Annotated in this window: 16 protein-coding genes; 7 read left to right on the top strand and 9 right to left on the bottom strand. The window is 67.1% G+C overall.

Going from position 1 to position 17,978, the window contains the following annotated elements:
* Nucleotides 1–80: 80 nt before the first annotated feature.
* The gene (locus tag GU920_RS11740) at nucleotides 81–971 is read left to right on the top strand and encodes a lysophospholipid acyltransferase family protein (protein ID WP_161767189.1); all 891 of its coding nucleotides are present in this window, start codon (nucleotides 81–83) and stop codon (nucleotides 969–971) included.
* Between the two features lie 7 nt (nucleotides 972–978).
* On the opposite strand, the gene GU920_RS11745 is transcribed toward GU920_RS11740, so the two are convergent.
* Together GU920_RS11745 and hemP are read right to left on the bottom strand one after the other, a co-directional pair.
* Nucleotides 979–2,307: a 3-deoxy-D-manno-octulosonic acid transferase gene (locus GU920_RS11745; protein WP_161767190.1), complete on the bottom strand. Its 1,329-nt coding sequence runs from the start codon at nucleotides 2,305–2,307 to the stop codon at nucleotides 979–981.
* A 60-nt stretch (nucleotides 2,308–2,367) separates the two neighbouring features.
* On the bottom strand, nucleotides 2,368–2,502 hold the full coding sequence (gene hemP, locus GU920_RS11750) for a hemin uptake protein HemP (protein ID WP_235933277.1): 135 nt from the start codon (nucleotides 2,500–2,502) through the stop codon (nucleotides 2,368–2,370).
* Nucleotides 2,503–2,975: 473 nt separating this feature from the next.
* Between hemP and GU920_RS11755 the strand changes: the two genes are divergently transcribed.
* Nucleotides 2,976–4,346, top strand: coding sequence for a phosphomannomutase (locus GU920_RS11755; protein WP_161767191.1), 1,371 nt, complete (start codon nucleotides 2,976–2,978; stop codon nucleotides 4,344–4,346).
* 109 nt (nucleotides 4,347–4,455) lie between these two features.
* On the opposite strand, the gene GU920_RS11760 is transcribed toward GU920_RS11755, so the two are convergent.
* Nucleotides 4,456–5,988, bottom strand: coding sequence for a UxaA family hydrolase (locus GU920_RS11760; RefSeq protein ID WP_161767192.1), 1,533 nt, complete (start codon nucleotides 5,986–5,988; stop codon nucleotides 4,456–4,458).
* A gap of 63 nt (nucleotides 5,989–6,051) precedes the next feature.
* Between GU920_RS11760 and GU920_RS11765 the strand changes: the two genes are divergently transcribed.
* A complete protein-coding gene (locus GU920_RS11765; protein ID WP_161767193.1) occupies nucleotides 6,052–6,780 on the top strand; it encodes a GntR family transcriptional regulator in 729 nt (242 codons plus the stop codon).
* 14 nt (nucleotides 6,781–6,794) lie between these two features.
* Nucleotides 6,795–7,760 carry a sugar phosphate isomerase/epimerase family protein gene (locus tag GU920_RS11770; protein ID WP_161767194.1) on the top strand — a complete coding sequence of 322 codons (966 nt, stop codon included), beginning with the start codon at nucleotides 6,795–6,797 and terminating at the stop codon, nucleotides 7,758–7,760.
* A 169-nt stretch (nucleotides 7,761–7,929) separates the two neighbouring features.
* Here GU920_RS11770 and GU920_RS11775 read toward each other — a convergent pair whose 3' ends face one another.
* Nucleotides 7,930–8,763: an amidohydrolase family protein gene (locus tag GU920_RS11775; RefSeq protein WP_161767195.1), complete on the bottom strand. Its 834-nt coding sequence runs from the start codon at nucleotides 8,761–8,763 to the stop codon at nucleotides 7,930–7,932.
* A gap of 11 nt (nucleotides 8,764–8,774) precedes the next feature.
* Complete coding sequence (locus tag GU920_RS11780) at nucleotides 8,775–9,797, bottom strand: aldo/keto reductase (RefSeq protein ID WP_161767196.1); 1,023 nt, start codon at nucleotides 9,795–9,797, stop codon at nucleotides 8,775–8,777.
* 94 nt (nucleotides 9,798–9,891) lie between these two features.
* Between GU920_RS11780 and GU920_RS11785 the strand changes: the two genes are divergently transcribed.
* The 3 genes from GU920_RS11785 (at nucleotide 9,892) to GU920_RS11795 (ending at nucleotide 13,451) form a co-directional block, all read left to right on the top strand.
* Nucleotides 9,892–10,701 carry a BtpA/SgcQ family protein gene (locus GU920_RS11785; RefSeq protein WP_161767197.1) on the top strand — a complete coding sequence of 270 codons (810 nt, stop codon included), beginning with the start codon at nucleotides 9,892–9,894 and terminating at the stop codon, nucleotides 10,699–10,701.
* Between the two features lie 172 nt (nucleotides 10,702–10,873).
* Nucleotides 10,874–11,956 carry a M42 family metallopeptidase gene (locus tag GU920_RS11790; RefSeq protein WP_161767198.1) on the top strand — a complete coding sequence of 361 codons (1,083 nt, stop codon included), beginning with the start codon at nucleotides 10,874–10,876 and terminating at the stop codon, nucleotides 11,954–11,956.
* Between the two features lie 4 nt (nucleotides 11,957–11,960).
* The gene (locus GU920_RS11795) at nucleotides 11,961–13,451 is read left to right on the top strand and encodes an FGGY-family carbohydrate kinase (protein WP_161767199.1); all 1,491 of its coding nucleotides are present in this window, start codon (nucleotides 11,961–11,963) and stop codon (nucleotides 13,449–13,451) included.
* Nucleotides 13,452–13,661: 210 nt separating this feature from the next.
* Here the strand turns inward: GU920_RS11795 and GU920_RS11800 are convergent, their stop codons facing one another.
* The 4 genes from GU920_RS11800 to GU920_RS11815 all read right to left on the bottom strand — a co-directional run bounded on the left by GU920_RS11800 (nucleotide 13,662) and on the right by GU920_RS11815 (nucleotide 17,956).
* Entirely contained in the window at nucleotides 13,662–14,117 is a 456-nt protein-coding gene (locus GU920_RS11800; protein ID WP_161767200.1) for an RbsD/FucU family protein, read from the bottom strand.
* 91 nt (nucleotides 14,118–14,208) lie between these two features.
* Nucleotides 14,209–15,132, bottom strand: coding sequence for a carbohydrate ABC transporter permease (locus GU920_RS11805; RefSeq protein ID WP_161767201.1), 924 nt, complete (start codon nucleotides 15,130–15,132; stop codon nucleotides 14,209–14,211).
* On the bottom strand, nucleotides 15,129–16,235 hold the full coding sequence (locus GU920_RS11810) for a carbohydrate ABC transporter permease (RefSeq protein ID WP_161767202.1): 1,107 nt from the start codon (nucleotides 16,233–16,235) through the stop codon (nucleotides 15,129–15,131). The genes GU920_RS11805 and GU920_RS11810 overlap by 4 nt, the downstream gene beginning before the upstream one ends.
* Before the next feature lie 89 nt (nucleotides 16,236–16,324).
* Entirely contained in the window at nucleotides 16,325–17,956 is a 1,632-nt protein-coding gene (locus tag GU920_RS11815; RefSeq protein ID WP_161767203.1) for an extracellular solute-binding protein, read from the bottom strand.
* Nucleotides 17,957–17,978 lie beyond the last annotated feature (22 nt).

Raw genomic sequence — 17,978 nt, forward strand, 5'->3', positions numbered from 1 at the left:
CCGTCCCATCCTTGTGACCACCCGCCGCCGGGGCTATATCCCTCGCGCGCAGGGCAATGCCCCGCTGACGCAGGGCACCGATGGCCGAAAGCAAGGACACCACCGGAAAGGCCGGCCACTGGCTGGCAGATCGCCTCATCCGCGGGGCGATCTGGGTGATGCTGCGCCTGCCTTTCGACGCCCGCCGCGCGCTTGCGGCCTTCCTGATGACGCGCATCGTCGCGCCCTTGGGCGGATGGCGCCGGCGCATCCGCGAAAACCTCGCCCTCGTCCGCCCCGATCTGCCCGAGGCCGAGGTGCGCCGCATGGAACTTGCCGTTCCCCGCAGCATCGGCCGCACCCTGGCCGAGCTTTACTCCGGCCCCGATTTCGTGGCCCGCGTCGCCCGCGAACCGCTGCAGGGCGCAGGCGTCCCCGCGCTGGAAGAGGCGCACCGCACGGGCCGCCCCGTCCTCCTCGTCACCGGTCATTTGGGCAATTACGACGCCATCCGTGGCGCCCTGATCGCCCGCGGCTACCCTGTGGGCGGCCTCTACCGCCCGATGGACAACCCGTTTTTCAACATCCATTACGTCGCCGCCATCTCGCGCATCGGCACGCCCCTCTTTCCCCGCGGGCGCAAGGGCCTTGCCGATATGCTGCGCTTCCTCAGGGGGGGCGGTATGGTGGGCGTGGTGCTCGATCAGTCGATGGGGGACGGGGCGCTTCTGTCCTTTTTCGGCCAGCCCGCGCTGACCGCGCTCTCACCCGCCGAGATGGCCCTGCGCTATGACGCGCTGATCCTGCCCACCTATGGCATCCGCCGCCCCGATGGCGGCTTCGACCTGCGGGTCGAAGCACCGATCCCCCATTCCACGCCCGAGGCGATGACACAGGCGCTGAATGACAGCCTCGAGGCCCAGGTGCGCGCGCATATGGACCAGTGGCTCTGGACCCACCGCCGCTGGAAGATGGAAAACAAGACCTGGTAGCCGCGCCTCACACCGCAGGCAGCAGCGACAGGATCAGATCGGACGTGGCGGCCACCCCGTCCGCCTCTGTCGCCAGCACGTCCCGCGCCGCCGCCACCAGCGCCGCCCGCGCCGCCCCGTCCTGCATCAGCCGCAGCACCACGGCGGCCATGGCGCCTGCATCCACCACAGGCTGCGCGCCCCCCGCCGCGTCCAGCCGGGCATAGAGATCGGCGAAATTCCCCACATGCCGCCCGTGCAGGATCGCTGATCCGTGCAAGGCCGGTTCATAGGCATTGTGGCCCCCGATTCCCGGCAGCAGCGACCCGCCGACAAAGGCGATGGGGCAGAGGTCGAACCACAGCCCCATCTCGCCCAGCGTATCGGCCAGATAGACCGCTGCATCGGGGGCCTCCCCCCGGCTGCGCAGCGCCACATCCAGCCCCGCCGTTGATAGTTGCGCGGCAATCTCGCCCGCGCGCGCCGGATGGCGCGGCGCAAGGATCAACAGCGCATCGGGCGACACGGCCCGCACCGCGCGATGCGCCTCGGCCACCACCGCCTCTTCGCCTGGATGCGTCGATGCCGCCAGCCAGACGGGCCGCCCGCCCACACCCGCGCGCACCTGCGCCAGCGCCGCGGGATCGACCGGCAGGCGCTCTGCCGCGCGCTTCAGCGTTCCCATGACCTGCAGCCGCGCCTGATCCGCCCCCAGCGCCACAAGGCGCGCGGCCATCGCCGCATCGGGCGCCGCCAGCGCCGTGAACCGCCCGAGGATCGCCCGCGCCAATCCCGGCACGCGTGCCCAAGCCCGCGCCGATCCTTCGGACATCCGCGCATTGGCCAGCACAAGGGGGATGCCCCGCGCATGGGTGGCATGGATCAGCCGGGGCCAGAATTCGCTTTCCACCATCACCGCGACATCGGGCCGCCAATGCGACAGGAACCGCGTCACCGGCCCGGGCAGATCAAGCGGCAGATATTGCACGATCACGCCCTCAGGCACCCGCGCCTGCATCAGGCCCATCGCCGTCACCGTCGTGCAGGTCAGCAGCACCCGCGTGCCCGCCCGCGCCACCAGCGCCCGCAGCAGGGGCAGGACCGACAGCCCTTCCCCGACGCTCACCGCATGCAGCCAGATCAGCGCGCCTTCGGGGCGCGGCAGCGTGATGCGCCCCAGCTTTTCAGGCCAGCGCGCCGCGTCCTCCTTGCCGCGCGCCAGCCGTCGCCGCAAGATTGTTGCACCGAACGGGGCCAGCGCCGCCGTCGTCCCCAGCCACAAGGCCAAAAGCGCCGATCCGGGCGGTCGCGGCGGCGGGGCCATCGGGGCGGCGAAAGGGGCCGGGCTGTGCGTCATGCCCGTCCCTTACACCGCCCCGTGCCGCCTGTCACCCGGCACTGCCTCTCGCCGGATGGGTCACTTCGTCAGGATCAGCTTGCCCGCCCGCGTGATGCGCAGGGCATAGACCTGCCCATCCAGCGCGATGCGCGCCTGCACACCGCCTTGCGTCAGAACGCGGGCATCATGCAGCGGCGCCGCCGCCACGGGCATCGGCGCCGGGGCCGCAGGCCGGGCGACGCTCATGCTGCGCGCCACGCCATCGCGCAGCCGCAGGGGATCGGGACGCATGTTCATCGTGCGGCCTCCACCAGGTCAAACAGGGCCTCCAGCCCCGCACCCGCGCCCATGGGCAGCCAGCCCTCCAGCGCCATGCGGATCAGATCAGCCATGTCCGTGCTCCGATGAGCATCAGGAACAGGTGGCAAGCCTTTGGAAAAAAGCGTCATCTTGTGCATCTGGGTCATCTCGCCATGTCGTTGGGGTCAAGGGGCGCCGGGCTGACCGCAAGGGTTGGCTGGGAGGAGTAAAAGAAACCTAGCAAAACAGTCAGATTTGTAAAGCTGATTCTTTTAGTCGGATTTAATCCCCTCCTGCCACCAAACCCCGGCACGACCGAACGCCCCGCTTCCCCAAGGGGCCTTGCCCTGTTAACCAGTGGCCACCACCCCGGCCATGAGGACAAGATGACCGCCGCCCCCCTGACCTGCTTCAAGGCCTATGATATCCGCGGCCGCCTCGGCCATGACCTTGACGAAGGCATCGCCGCCCGCGTCGGCCGCGCCTTCGCCGAGGTGCTGGATGCCCGCCGCGTGGTGCTGGGCCGCGATATCCGCGCCTCGTCGCAGGCGCTTGCCGATGCGGTGGCGCAGGGCCTGATGGCGGTGGGGGTCGAGGTGCTCGATCTCGGCCTCTGCGGGACGGAAGAGGTCTATTTCGCCACAGGCCATCTCGGTGCGGATGGCGGCATCTGCGTGACCGCCTCGCACAATCCCATGGATTACAACGGGATGAAGATGGTCCGCGCCGGGGCCGCACCGCTCGATGCTGCGACGGGCCTTGCCGCGATCAAGGATCTGGCCGAAACGCAGGCCTTCGCCCCGGCCCGCCCGGGCGGGCGGATCACCGATGCCTCCGCCACCCGTGCGGCCTATGTGGAGTGCGTCCTGTCCTTCGTCGATATCGCGGCGCTGCGCCCGCTCCATATCCTGGTGAACGCAGGCAATGGCGCGGCAGGCCCCACCTTCGACGCGCTTGCCGATGCGCTTGCCGCCCGCGGCGCGCCCCTGCGCTTCACCCGCCTGCACCACACCCCCGACGGCACCTTCCCGAACGGCATCCCGAACCCGCTTCTGCCCGAGAACCAGCCGGTAACGGCCGAGGCCGTGGTCGCCGCCCGCGCTGACATGGGCGTGGCCTTCGACGGCGATTTCGACCGTTGCTTCTTTTTCGATGAAGCGGGCCGCTTCACCCCCGGCGAATATGTCGTGGGCCTGCTGGCCGAGGTGTTTCTGGCAAAGGAACCCGGCGCCACCATCGTGCACGATCCCCGCGTGGTGCTGGCCACGCAGGCCGCCGTCGCCGCCGCCGGGGGCAGGGCGGTTATGGCGCGCACGGGACATGCCTTCCTCAAACAGGCCCTGCGCGACACCGGCGCCGTCTATGGCGGCGAGATGTCGGCCCATCACTACTTCCGCGCCTTCTACGCCTGCGACAGCGGCATGATCCCGTGGCTTCTGGTGGCCGAACTGATGGGCCGCACGGGCCTGTCGCTGGGCGCGCTGCTGGCCGAACGCCGCGCGGCCTTCCCGTCATCGGGCGAAATCAACTTCCGCGTCCCCGACACGCGCGCGGCCATCGCACGGGTGGAGGCCAGCTTCGCGCCCCGGGCCACGGCCCGCGACGATACCGACGGGCTGTCGCTCGATTTCGGGACGTGGCGGCTGAACCTGCGCGGATCGAACACCGAACCGCTTCTGCGCCTGAACGTCGAATCCCGCGCCCGCCCCGATCTGGTGGATCGGGCCGTGGCCGAGATCAGCGCGCTGCTGGCCTGACGGCACCCCGCCCCGCCCCCCGGGGGCTGTCTGCCCCCGGACCCCCGAGGATATTTCCACAACGGGGAAGCGGCAGGGCCAGAAGGAAGGAGGGGGGGCGGCTGCGCGCCTACATCACCGCGCCGATCTGCCACGGCACGAATTCCGCGCCGCCAAAACCCAGTTCCTCGGACAGGGTTTTCCGCCCTGAGGCGACGGCGATGATCCGCTCGAGGATCTCCTCTCCCTTCGCCTCGATGCTCAGGCCTTCGGTCAGGATGTCGCCGCAGTTGATATCCATATCCTCGGCCATGCGCGCATACATCTCGGAATTGGTGGCCAGCTTGATGCAGGGGCTGGGCTTGTAGCCCGATACCGACCCGCGCCCCGTGGTGAAGACGATCATCGTCGCGCCGCTGGCGATCTGCCCGGTGACCGAACAGGGATCATAACCGGGGCTGTCCATATAGACAAAGCCTGCCGTATCAATGGGTTCGGCGAATTTGTAGACACCTGCCAGCGGCGCCGTGCCGCCCTTCGCCACCGCGCCCAGCGATTTTTCAAGGATCGTCGTCAGCCCGCCCTTCTTGTTGCCGGGGCTGGGGTTGTTGTCCATCTCGCCCTCGTTCCGCGCGGTGTAATCCTCCCACCAGCGGATCCGTTCCAACAGCTTTTCGCCCACCTCCCGGCGCACCGCCCGGCGCGTCAGCAGATGTTCGGCGCCATAGATTTCGGGCGTCTCCGACAGGATTGTCGTCCCCCCCATCCGCACCAGCAGATCGCTCGCATGTCCCAGCGCGGGGTTCGCCGTGATCCCGGAATAGCCGTCCGACCCCCCGCATTGCAGCCCCACGATCAGCTTGGACACCGGGGCAGGCCGCCGCTCTACCCGCGCGGCCACCTCCGCCATCTCGCGCAGCACCTCAAGCGCCTTGGCGATCGTTGCCCGCGTCCCCCCGGTGCCCTGGATCGTCATGTAGCGGAAATTGCCATCGGGGCGCAGGCGGCCCTGACCCACCAGATCGGGCACCTGCATCACCTCGCAGCCCAGCCCCACCAGCAGGATGCCGCCGAAATTCGCGTTCCGGGCATAGCCCTTCAGCGTCCGCATCAGCGTCTGATAGCCCTCGTTCGTCCCCGACATGCCGCAGCCCGTCTGGTGCACGATGGGCACGATGCCATCAACATTCGGCATGGCGCGCAGGACCGGATCGCTTTCCGCCGCCTCGGCGATGAAGCGCGCCACCGAACCCGAGCAGTTCACGCTGGTCAGGATGCCGATGTAGTTGCGTGTTCCCACCTGCCCGTCGGGGCGGTGATATCCCATGAATTCGCGCGGCGGCAGCGGGGGCAGGGGGCGGCTTTCCGTCCCGATCGCATAGTCATCAGAATGGGGCGCCATCCCGAGGTTGTGCGCATGCACATGCGCGCCTGCCGGGATATCCACCGTCGCCTGCCCGATGATCTGGCCATAGCGCAGCACATTGCGCCCCGCAGGGATCGCCTCGGTTGCGATCTTGTGGCCGCGCGGCACCGCCTGCGGCAACGGCACCGGCACCCCCGCGGCCATCGCCCCTTTCGCAAGGTCCTCCAGCGCGATCACCACATTGTCCGACCCGTGCAGCCGGATCGTCCCGCCCGCCACTTCCGCAACCGCTGTCATCGCGCGCCCCCCCTGATCCCGCGGCTTCCTTGACAGGACCCCGCGCATGTCTAACATGTTAGCATGTTACAGCCGCCCGAGCTCGCACCACAAGACCCTTCCACCGTGCGGCTCGCGCCGCTTGACCGGTTTTCCGGCTCGCTCGGCCAGCGCGTCTATCAGACGCTGCGCGAGGCGATCCTGTCGCTCGCCTATCGTCCCGGCGAAATCCTCCGCAAACCCGAAATCTGCGAGACGCTCGGCGTCTCGCGCAGCCCTGTGGCCGATGCCGTGGCCCGCCTCGCCGCAGAGGGGCTGGTCGATGTCATCCCGCAGGCTGGCACGTTTGTCGCCCGCTTCTCCATGGCCGAGATCCGCGAAGGCGCCTTCCTGCGCGAGGCGATCGAAGTGGCCGCCATCGAACGCGTGGCCGAGACGATCACCGAAGACCAGATCACCCAACTGCGCCGCAACATCACGGTGCAAGCCGCGCTTGTGGCCGATGGCGATGTGCCGGGCTTCTATCAGCTCGATGCCGCGATGCATGAGATGATGCTATCTTTCACCGGGTTCCGCCGTCTCGCCCAGGTCAGCGAAACGGCCTGGCTCCACGTTAACCGCGCGCGCCAGTTGATCCTGCCCGTCCCCGGCCGCGTCGCCGCCACGCTGGACGAGCATCGCGCCATCCTCGCCGCGCTCGAGGCGCGCGATCCGCAGGCCGCCCGTCAGGCCACGCGCGCACATCTGCGTCAGCTTGTCACCTATCTCGAACCGCTCGAACGTGACCGGCCCGAGTTGTTCGCCCCTGCCTGAAAGGCCCCCTCCCCATGACCCTGCGCAATCTCCCGCGCTATGCCACGCGCCTGAACGCCTTCAAGAGCAAGGGCGACACCGTCGCCGACATGATCGCAAAGGCCGGTCAGGTGGGCGGGCTTGATGCTGCGGACCTGAACTTTCCAGACCATTTCGACCATCACACGCCGCAAATTCTGGGCAAGTTATTGCAAGATTCGAACATGGCGCTGAACGGTCTCGCCATGCGCTACTACACCGATCCCGGCTTCCGCCTTGGCGCCTTCACCCATCCCGACGCGACCGTCCGCCGCGCCGCGATCGACCTTACAAAGCGCGGTCTGGATGCGCTGGCGCAGATGGGTGGGCGGGTGATGACGGTCTGGCTCGGGCAGGATGGCTTTGATTACAGCTTTCAGGCCGATTACGCCCGCCAGTGGGACGATACGCTCGCGGCCTTGGCCGAGATCTGCGATCACAACCCCGCGCTCGACATCTCCATCGAATACAAACCCAACGAACCGCGCAGCTGGTCCGTCCTGCCCGACATGGCCAGCACGCTGCACGCCATCCGCGATGTCGCCCGCCCCAATCTCGGCGTGACGCTGGATTTCTGCCACATGCTCTTTGCAGGCGAGATGCCGGCCAGATCCGCCCTGCTTGCCGCCCGCTACTGCCGGATCATGGGCGTCCATCTGAATGACGGCTATGCCAAGCGCGACGATGGCCTGATCGCGGGCACCGTGCACCCGATCCAGACGGTGGAACTTTTCTGGGTGCTCGACCGGCTGGGCTATGACGGGGTGATCTATTTCGACACCTTCCCCGATCACGGCGGCATGGACCCGGTGCAGGAATCGCGCGCCAACATCGCCCTGACCGAACGCCTGCGGGCGGTTGCCGCAGACCTGCGCGATGATCCCACGCTGCGCGCCGCGATGTCCGCACAGGATGCCGCCACCGCCACGCGCCGGATCGCCACCGCCCTCTACGGCGCCTGAGCGCCCCGCAGCCGGCTGTTCGGCCTCCGGGCTTCATCTTGGCCCAAATACCCTCGGGGGGTGCGGGGGGCGAAGCGCCCCCGCCGCTGCGCCCCCGCCGCTGCGCCAAAGCGCGCAGGCGCGCAGGCGCGAAACATACTTGCGCAGCCCGGCAGGGCGGCGCGCCGTGTCATACCCCGTAGAACCCCGCCGCCGTCCCGCCAAAGACCAGCGCGCGATCCACGTCCGACAGGCCCTCGGTCAGGCGCAAGGCCGCCGCCCGCCAATCGGCATATTCCCCGCGCAACCGGCACACCGGCCAATCCGATCCCCACATCACCCGCTCCGGCCCGAAGGCCGCAAAGACATGCTCCACATAGGGGCGCAGGTCCTCCACCGTCCAATCCGGCCCCGCCTCGGTGATCAGCGCCGAGAATTTCACCACCGCCGCCGTCTCATCCGCGATCCGGGCCATCCCTTCGGACCAGAGCCGGAACTGCGCCTCCGAACGGTCGCGGATCTGCGGCTTCATGCAGTGATCCACCACCACCTGCAGCGTCGGATAGCGTTTCAGGATCGTCAGGAAATTCCCCAGATGGCGCGGAAACCCCAGCGCATCAAAGCGAAGGCCCAGATCGCACATCGCGCGGAACGCCCATTGCACATCCTCGCGCAGCATCCAGCCGTCATCTGGGATGTCCTGGATCATGGGGCGCAACCCCTTCATCCTGGGATGCGCCGCCAGTCGCCGCATCTGGGCCAGATCCCCGGGCCGCTCGAAATCTACCCAGCCCACCACGCCCAGAACCCAGGGCGTCGCATCCGCGATCCCCAGCATGTATTCCGTCTCTGCCACCGTGGGCGCGGCCTGCACAAGGATCGTCCCCTGCACGCCTGCCGCCTGCAGCTGCGGCCACAACGCCGCCGGGCCATAGGGCCGCGACAGCACGGGGTCATCCGCAGGCATCCAGCCATAATCCCCCCGCGCGGGGTGCCAGAAATGCTGATGCGCGTCGATCTGCATGGTCGCTCCCCTCACACGGGCGCGGCCGGGGGGATCAGCCCCTCGGCCTTCATCGCCTGCCACAGCGCGGCCGGGATCTCCGCCCGCGCGGCAGCCAGATTGCTTTCCATCTCGAACAGCGTCTGCCCCCCGGGGATGACCGACACGACAGCGGGATGGCGCGCGCAGAACTGGAAGGCCGCATCCACCAGCCGCACCCCATGCGCCGCGCACAGGGCCTGCAACCGCCCAGCCTTCTCCATCGCCCAATCCGGCGCGTCGTTGTAGCGATACTGCGCCCCCGGGCGCGGCCCCGTGGCGAGGATGCCGGAATTGTAGGGGCCACCCACCACCACCCCCACGCCCCGCGCCGCCGCCGGGTTCATGAACCCCTCCAGCGCATCCGACCGCAGCAGCGAATATTCCCCTGCCAACAGGAAGATGTCGAAATCCCCCCGTTCCATCATCCAGGCACAGGGCTCCCACTCATTCACCCCGGCGCCAAAGGCGCCGATCACGCCCTCGTCGCGCAACTGCACCAGCGCGCGATAGCCGCCCTCCATGAACTCGGCCAGCCGCGCCTCCAGCGCCGCCTGTGACCCGTGGTTGAAGATGTCCAGATCATGCGCATAAAGGATGTCGATCCGGTCCAGCCCCAGCCGCTCCAGCGAAAATTCCACCGACCGGAACACCGCGTCATAGCCGTAATCGTAGATCTCGCGGCGCGACGGCACGTCGAACCATTTGCCCCGGCCGTCGCGCGTCTCGGGGCTTGCCACCCGTAACAGCCGCCCGATCTTGGTCGAGAGGACGTAGTCTTCCCGCGGTTTGCCCCGCAGGAACCGGTTCAGCCGCGTCTCCGACAGGCCAAGGCCATAGAGTGGCGCCGTATCGAAATAGCGGATGCCCCCCGCCCAGGCCGCCTCGAGCACCGCATGGGCCGCGTCATCCGATATCGCCCGGAACAGGTTGCCGATCGGGGCCGATCCAAAGCCCAGCAGGGTGAAGTCCAACCCTGCGCCCCCATGCCTGTTCCAGCGCCGCCGTGCCTGCATCTCCGCCCCTCCCGCGTTGACTGACATGCTAGTATGTTCCCCCTTTCGGTCCAATCCCTTTCCGTCTAGCCTTCCCCTGTCTTGGGAGGATGGAATGTCTCGGTTTCAAAACGTGTTCGGGCCGAAAAAGCCCGTCATCGCCATGGTGCATTTCGGCGCGCTGCCGGGCACCCCGCTCTATGATGCCGCAGGCGGGGTCGAGGCGATCATCGACGGCGCCGCCCGCGATCTTGCGGCGCTGCAGGCGGCGGGCGTGGATGCGGTCATGTTCGGCAATGAAAACGACCGCCCCTACGAGATGAAGGTGGATGCCGCCTCTACCGCCACCATGGCCTATGCGATCGGCCGCCTGCGCGACCGCATCAGCGTACCCTTCGGCGTGAATGTGCTGTGGGATCCGATGGCCAGTCTTGCGCTGGCTGCGGCCACGGGCGCGGCCTTCCTGCGCGAGATCTTCTCGGGCACCTATGCCAGCGACATGGGCCTCTGGGCGCCGGATGCAGGGGCCGCGCAGCGCTATCAGCGCCGCCTGGGCAATACCGATTGCGCGTTGCTTTATAACGTGTCGGCGGAATTCGCAGGCTCGCTCGATCCCCGCTCGTTGCCCGATCGGGCGCGGTCAGCGGTGTTTTCGTCCATCCCCGATGCCGTGCTCGTCTCCGGCACGATCACCGGCGAGGCGGCCGAGATGGCCGATCTCGAGGCAGTCAAGCGCGTGCTGCCCAAGACGCCCGTGCTGGCCAACACGGGCGTGAAACACGCCACCATCGCCGATGTGCTGCGCGTGGCCGATGGCTGCATCGTGGGGTCTGCCCTGAAATATGACGGCGACACCTGGGCCGCCGTGGACCCCGACCGCGCCAAGGATTTCATGGACCGCGCCCGCGCCGCGAGGGGCTATTGATGCGCCCGCATCCGACGCCACCGAAGCGGAGCGCTGGCGCGCAAGCCTTTCCTGTCGTCGGCGCCTGCGCGCCTCCTCCGCGGTCAGGGGGCGCACGCGCCCCCTCTGGGCCATGCGGCCCATTCACCCCCTGTGGGTATTTTGGCCAAGATGAAGGGGGCAGGGGGTTGGAATGACACTGCGCGACCTGATCCGCGACTACATGCTGATCCCCGGTCTGGCCGGGCATGAGGACCGCATCCGCGCCCGCATCAAGGCCGATCTCGATGCGCTGGGCATCGCGCATCGGACCGATCGGCTGGGCAATCTGTCCGCCACGCTGGAGGGCGATCCCGCCGCGCCTGCGGTTCTGGTCTTCACCCATATGGACCAGCTGGGTTTCATCCTGCGGAAGATCGAGGCCAGCGGGCTGATCCGGCTGGAACGGCTGGGCGGCGTGCCGGAACGGGCGCTGGCGGCGCAGGCGGTGGTGATCTGCACCCGGGTGGGCGATGTGCCCGGCGTGATTGCGAACAAGAGCCACCACGCCACCACGCCTGAAGAGAAATACCGCGTGCTGCCCTATGCCGAGCTTTACGTCGATGCCGGCTTCACCTCCAAGGCCGAGGCCGAGGCGGCAGGCCTGCGCATCGGCGATCCGGTGGTCTATCGCCCCCATGTGATGGACCTTGCCAATGGCCGCCTTGCCGGGACCAGCGCCGATGACCGCGCCGGCTGCGCCGCGCTGGTGGATCTGGCCGCGCGGCTGAAAGATCGGCGCAGCGGGCCGACGGTCCACCTCGTCTGGTCGGTGCAGGAGGAATACAACCTGCGCGGCGTCCTGCCCGCCGCGGCGGCGGCGAAGCCCGACATCGCCTTCCAGATCGACCTTCTTCTGGCCTGCGACACGCCGGACATGCAGTCTCGTGGCGAAGTGACCTTGGGCGGAGGCCCCGGCATCAGCCTCTATTCCTTCCACGGGCGCGGCACGCTGAACGGGGTGATCCCGCATCCGGCCCTGGTCGCGCTGATGGAGGAGGCGGCACAGGCCGAGGGCCTGCCGCTGCAACGCTCGGCCCATACCGGGGCGCTGACGGACCTCAGCTATATCCAGTTCATGGGCGAGGAGGGGGTGGCCTGTCTCGATGTGGGTTTCCCCATGCGCTATACCCATTCCGCGCTGGAGGTGGTGGACCCCGCCGATGTGGCGCAGATGGTCGCGTTGTTGCAATCTGCCATCGCCCGCATCACCCCCGGCTTCAACCTGATCCGGTGACCCCATGACCCATACGCTCGGCATCGACATCGGCACCTTTGAATCCAAGGGCGTTCTGGTGGACGGCACGGGCCGCATCGTCGCCACCGCCACGCGGCCCCACAAGATGCTGGTGCCGCGCCCCGGCTGGGCCGAACATCGCGCGGAGGAGGATTGGTGGGGCGATTTCGTCCATATCACCCGCGCGCTGCTGGCCGAATCGGGGATCGACCCCAAGGATATCGCCTGTGTCGCCGCCTCGGCCATCGGCCCCTGCATGCTGCCCGTCGATGCGACGGGCGCGCCCCTGATGAACGGTGTCCTTTATGGCGTGGACACCCGGGCGGCGGCGGAGATCGACCATCTGAACGCCAGCATCGGCGCGGAGCGCATCATGGCCACCTGCGGCAATGCGCTGACCTCGCAATCGGTGGGGCCAAAGATCCTCTGGCTCAAGAACACCCATCCCGATCTTTACGCCCGCACTGCGAAGGTCCTGACCTCCACTTCCTACATCACGTGGAAGCTCACGGGCACCCATGTGATCGACCATTACACGGCGGCCAACTTCTCGCCCCTCTACGATGTGAACGCGCTGGATTGGACGGATGCCTTGGCCCCTGACATCCTGCCTCTGGAGAAACTCCCGCGGCTGATGTGGTCCACCGATGTCGCGGGCCATGTCACGGCAGAAGCCGCCGCCGAGACGGGCCTTGCCACCGGCACCCCCGTCACCTGCGGCACGATCGACGCGGCGGCCGAGGCGGTCAGCGTGGGCGTGCAGCGTCCGGGCGAGATGATGATGATGTATGGCTCCACAATCTTCATCATCCAGGTCACGTCCGATCCGGTGCGCGACCAACGCCTGTGGTATGCGCCCTGGCTCTGGCCCGGAATGCATGCCTCCATGGCGGGGTTGGCCACCTCGGGCACGCTGACGCATTGGTTCCGCGACCAGTTCGCCCGAGATGCGCGCTTTGGCGACCTCGCCGCCGAGGCAGCGGCCAGCCCGAAGGGCGCCAAGGGCCTGCTCTGCCTGCCCTACTTCAGCGGCGAACGCACGCCTATCCATGATCCACAGGCCAAGGGGGCCTTCTTCGGCCTCGACCTGACCCATACGCGCGGCGACATGTTCCGCGCGGTGCTGGAGGGCATCGCCTCAGGCACCGCGCATGTGCTGGAAACCTATCGCGACCTTGATGCGATGCCCCGCCGCATCCTCGCCGTCGGCGGGGGAACGAAGAATGCGGTCTGGATGCAGGCCACATCCGATATCGCGGGCGTCGGGCAGATCCTCTGCGAAAAGACAGTGGGGGCAAGTTATGGCGATGCCTTCCTCGCCGCCACCGCAGTGGGCAAGGCCCTGCCGGATCAGATCGTGGAATGGAACCCCGTGGCCCGCACGGTGCGGCCCGAGGCTGTGCCCGCCTATGCGCGGCAGTATCCGCTGTTCAAGCGGCTTTATGCCCAGACGCGGGATATCGCCCATGACCTCGGCACCGACAGGGGGAAATGAAAGGGGGGCATCACGCGGATCAGGCCTGATGCCCCATGGCCGACAACCGGCCCGCAGTCCCGCCGCTCGGGCTGATCGGACATCATGCCAGCCGCCTGTCCGCCGTCCGCAGCGCCGCCACGGAGGCGGAGAGGCTCAGGGCGTCCTCGCGCTTTCGCATCCGCGCCGCTGTCAGGAGCCGCCCGCGTAGGATGGGCAGACCTGCCCATCCTACAGTTCCGGCAGGTTCACCACGCCCTTCTTCAGGATGAAACAGCCATAAGGCCCGCTATCGGCTGTGCGGATGATGGCAAAGGCCTGCTTCGCCGCCGCGTAGAAGGCGAACCGCTCCAGCGCCTGCATCTCCACGCGCCGCCCTTCGGCTGCATCAATCACCGCCTGCATCCGCGCAAAGACCGGCATCGTTGCAGCGGGGTCTCCCACCACCTGCATCCGGGTCACGGGCGCCGGCACGAAGGTGTCAAGCGGCATCAGCGTCAGGATCGCCCGCGCCGCCGTGGGGAGATCGCACCCGGCCATGTCCACGAGCCGCCCATGCGTCGTCTCGGCCGCAATGGCCGCGGCCGGGTGGTTCACATCGCAGATCACCAGATCGTCGCCATGCCCCATGAGCATCAGCACATGCACGATCTCGGCCGAAAGCCGCTGGTCGATCCCCTTCAGCATCGACGCACCCCCCGCGGCCCACGATTTTCCTGCGAAAAATCAGGCCGCGCGGGGCGGATTCTTCGCAGGAAAATCGTAGCCCCGTCCCGGGTCACTTCACCGCCCCGGCTGCCATGCCCTTGATGATATAGCGCTCTAGCACCACCCCGATCACGATCAGGGGCAGGATCGCCGCAAAGGACAGGGCCGCCATCGACCACCATGAAATCCCCTGGCTTCCTGTCTGGCTTGCCACCATCACGGGCAAGGTATTGGCATAGGTGGAGGTGAGCAGCGCCGCGAAGAAATACTCGTTCCAGGTCAGGACCAGCGACAGGATGAAGGCCGCCACCATCCCCGGCAGGGCGATGGGCAGGATGATCGTCGCGAACGCCCCCCAGATCGACAGCCCGTCCACCAGCGCTGCCTCCTCCAGTTCCGTGGGGATGCTTCCGAACTGGTCGCGCATGATCCAGATCACGATCGGCAGCACCGACAGGGTATAGAGCAGGATCAGACCCACCCGCGTGTCCAGAAGCGCCAGTTCCCGGTAGAGCACCAGGAAGGGCAGGGCCAGCACCACCGGCGGCAGGATCAGCTGGCTCAGGAAAAAGAAGCTGATGTCGGAATTCCGCATATAGCCGAAGCGATAGTTGAACCGCGACAGGCCATAGGCCGCAAGACTGCCCAAGGCCACCGCCAGCGCGGATGAGGTGACCGAGATCACCGCCGAATTCATGAAGCGCTTCATGAATTCGGCCCGCACCGTGCTTTCAGCCCCGATCGTGTCGGGTGACAGGCCCAGCGACCGCCAGCCCAGCCATGCGGGCTGATAATCCACCCAAGGGATCATGTTCCCCTTCATCACGTTGGGCGCCATCTTGAAGCTGGTGGTGATCGTCCAATAGATCGGGAACAGGCAGATCACCGTCCACAGGATCAACACGCCATAAATCGCGATCCGGCTTGTCCACCATTTGGCGCGGTGGCCCCGATCGGCTTCGGAATCCCGGAAAATCTGCGGATTGGCGGTCATGTCCGGGGCCTCATCCAGCGGTCGGCAAGTTTCATCAGGAAGGTCATCGCGATCACGATGATGACGAGGTAGACAAAGGCCAGAAGCGTGCCATAGCCCACATTCGACCGCTCACGATACTCGCGGAAGATGAAGCTTGTCACCGTATCCGTCGCGCCCCCCGGCCCGCCCGAGGTGACGTTGATCACGATGTCGGCCAGCTTCAGCTTGAAGATGATGCGAATGAGGATCGCCGTGATCGACACGGGCAGCATCAGCGGGAAGGTCACCTCCCAGAAGTTCCGCCAGCCATTCGCGCCATCCACCTTCGCGGCCTCGTTCAGCTCCTTGGGGATGGCCTGCAGGCCTGCAAGGATCATGATCATCATGAAGGGGATATAGGTCCAGGCATCCATGATCATGATCGTGGCCCGCGCGATCTCGGGGCTGCCGAAGAAGGACGGGTTCTCCACCCCGAAGAACCGTGCCAGCCGCGCCAGCGGGCCATATCGCGCCTCCAGCATCGACTTGCCGATCATCCACGACACCGCGACCGGCGACAGCATCAGCGGCAGAAGGAAGGCCACGCGAAAGAACTTCCGCGCCCGGATCTGTGCGTTCAAAAGCAGCGCAAGGCCGAAGGCGATGGCATATTCCACAAGGATCGCCAGCGAATAGAGGACCATGTTCCACAACGCGTTCCAGAAGAACGGATCGGTCCACATCTGGCGGATATTGTCCAACCCGTTGAACTGCCGCCCCGTGGGCGAGGAAAGGTTCCAGTCGCTGAAGGCGATGATCAGGCCGAAGAGCAGCGGAAAGATCGTCAGCGCCGCCACGAAAATGGCCGCCGGCAGCACGAACAGCGTGCGCTTGCCATGCTCGCCATTGATCAGCACCTGCCCCCAGCACAGGGCCACCGCCCAGGTGCAAAAGGCGTAAAGCGTGGGCCGCCAATTGGTGAAGCCGAACTCCGCCTGCCCGGTGGCCTGCAGGAACTGCAACCCGCCCACCAGGGCCGTCAGCGCGGCCGTCCCCCAGATGATCGCCCGGCCGAACCGCTTGCGCCCGTCCGAGATGTTGTCGTTCGTCACGACATGAAGAAGATCGCCTTCGCTGCTCACCTTGGCCCGGTCCTTGGCAAAATAAGGGTGCGCGGGGACCGCACACCCTGTGCAAAAGAGCGGGGCGCGGCGAACCGCGCCCCGATGGATCACATCCCCAAGCTCGCCTTGTACAGCGCGATCTGGCTGTCGCGGCCGATCTGGTCGGTGATCTTCTCCCAGGCCGCCGCAATCGCATCCGCCGTCTCCTGCGCCGATGCGTATTGCCCGGCAAAGCCCTTGGCCAACTCGTCCTCGGCCACCGAGTAATACTGGAAGATGCCGGGGATCCGCGGTTCGATGGCGGCGTTGGGGTGGTTGTAGCTGTCGAGGTTCGATCCCAGATAATCCTCGATATAGGCCCGGTCATAGCCCGCCGCTTCCCACTCCTCATACTGGAAGTGCGAGTTGCGATAGGGCTGGAAGCCCGACGGATAGGCCGCCGTCCACAGCGACAGGTCCTTGCCGCCCAGATGGGCCGCCGCCGACCAGGCCGCCTTGCGCTTCTTCTCGTCGCCCGACACGCGGCTGGTGACATAGATGCCCCAGCCGATATAGGCCATCACGGGCGCTTCGTTCGCGGTCTCTTCCCATGCGCCCGCCGCCGCGTTGTAACGCCGCGTCGATCCGGGGTTGATGCCAAAGCCCACCACATCGCCCACAACCGAGGTGTCCGAGGTGCGCGCCGACGATCCGATATCGCCCCACCACATCAGCATCGAACCCGTCCCGGCAAGGAACTGCGAGAACCCGGTGGTGCCGGGATCGGCGTTGATCTGGTCGGCCGGATAGGCGCCTTCCGTGGCGATCAGGTCCATCACATCCTGGATGGCCTGCACCCAGCCCGGGTTGTTCACGCGCGGCTTCATCGTATCGGCGTCAAACAGCCAGGCCCGGTCATCGGGATGCTTCACATAGGCCGCGGCCCGGTTGGCGATGAAGTAGAAGCCAAAGCCGCCCCAGCCCTTCAGCGGGTCCAGATAGCCATGCGCGGGCTGCCCGGTTAGCGGGTCGGTCTGCCCGATCACGGCCTTGGTGGCCGCGTTCACATCCTGCCATGTGGTGGGCACCGCAGCCCCGCCGATCGCGCCCTCGCCGAAGTAATCGGTGCGATAGGCGAAGGTGTGGCAGTCGCCGTCGATGGTGATGCGGTAGGACTTGCCATCCCACGTCCCCACCGGCGGTTGCAGATAGCCCACCAGATCATCCGCCTCGATCTGCGTCTTCACCCAGTCGGGCATCTCGTCCAGAAGGCCCCGGCCCGCCGTATCGCCTTCAAACGGGGCGCCCATCTCGATGATGTCGAAATCCACCGTCCCGGTCGCGATCGACTGCTGCAGACGCGCGTTGTAATCGGCCTGCGCCAGGTCGATCCAGTTGATCTTGGCCCCCGTGTAGGCCTCCCACGGCTTGAGGAAGCCACGGAAGAGGAAGTTGTGCAGGTTCTGGTTGTTCAGGCCAAGGAAGGTCAGCTCCACGCCCGCGAACTCGCCCTCGGCCACGTTGGCCTTGGTCGCGCCAAGGCACAACTCACCCACCTTCTGCCAATCGGCATCGGTCGGGGACCCCATCCCCACGCCGGGGATCTTCAGGATCTCGGCCCGCAGGTTTTCCTGCGCCGAGGCCGCGCGCACCCCGCCCAGCGGCCCCATCGCCGCCACGGCCGTCAGCGCCGTCGCCCCCTGCAACAGGCGGCGGCGGCTCATCCGCGCCTGAATGATCTCATAGGCTCCAACTTTCACGTCTTTCTCCTCCCTGAGAATG

Origin of the sequence: Paragemmobacter ruber (assembly GCF_009908315.1) — a bacterium.
Lineage (GTDB): Bacteria > Pseudomonadota > Alphaproteobacteria > Rhodobacterales > Rhodobacteraceae > Paragemmobacter > Paragemmobacter ruber.

What these genes read in the sequence shown, in the direction of transcription:
- GU920_RS11745 (WP_161767190.1), bottom strand. Translation starts at nt 2,307, where the DNA reads ATGACGCACAGCCCGGCCCCTTTCGCCGCCCCGATGGCCCCGCCGCCG.
- GU920_RS11800 (WP_161767200.1), bottom strand. Translation starts at nt 14,117, where the DNA reads ATGCTGAAGGGGATCGACCAGCGGCTTTCGGCCGAGATCGTGCATGTG.
- GU920_RS11785 (WP_161767197.1), top strand. Translation starts at nt 9,892, where the DNA reads ATGTCTCGGTTTCAAAACGTGTTCGGGCCGAAAAAGCCCGTCATCGCC.
- GU920_RS11770 (WP_161767194.1), top strand. Translation starts at nt 6,795, where the DNA reads ATGACCCTGCGCAATCTCCCGCGCTATGCCACGCGCCTGAACGCCTTC.
- GU920_RS11805 (WP_161767201.1), bottom strand. Translation starts at nt 15,132, where the DNA reads ATGACCGCCAATCCGCAGATTTTCCGGGATTCCGAAGCCGATCGGGGC.
- GU920_RS11775 (WP_161767195.1), bottom strand. Translation starts at nt 8,763, where the DNA reads ATGCAGATCGACGCGCATCAGCATTTCTGGCACCCCGCGCGGGGGGAT.
- GU920_RS11755 (WP_161767191.1), top strand. Translation starts at nt 2,976, where the DNA reads ATGACCGCCGCCCCCCTGACCTGCTTCAAGGCCTATGATATCCGCGGC.
- GU920_RS11765 (WP_161767193.1), top strand. Translation starts at nt 6,052, where the DNA reads ATGTTACAGCCGCCCGAGCTCGCACCACAAGACCCTTCCACCGTGCGG.
- GU920_RS11740 (WP_161767189.1), top strand. Translation starts at nt 81, where the DNA reads ATGGCCGAAAGCAAGGACACCACCGGAAAGGCCGGCCACTGGCTGGCA.
- hemP (WP_235933277.1), bottom strand. Translation starts at nt 2,502, where the DNA reads ATGCCCGTGGCGGCGGCGCCGCTGCATGATGCCCGCGTTCTGACGCAA.
- GU920_RS11795 (WP_161767199.1), top strand. Translation starts at nt 11,961, where the DNA reads ATGACCCATACGCTCGGCATCGACATCGGCACCTTTGAATCCAAGGGC.
- GU920_RS11780 (WP_161767196.1), bottom strand. Translation starts at nt 9,797, where the DNA reads ATGCAGGCACGGCGGCGCTGGAACAGGCATGGGGGCGCAGGGTTGGAC.
- GU920_RS11790 (WP_161767198.1), top strand. Translation starts at nt 10,874, where the DNA reads ATGACACTGCGCGACCTGATCCGCGACTACATGCTGATCCCCGGTCTG.
- GU920_RS11760 (WP_161767192.1), bottom strand. Translation starts at nt 5,988, where the DNA reads ATGACAGCGGTTGCGGAAGTGGCGGGCGGGACGATCCGGCTGCACGGG.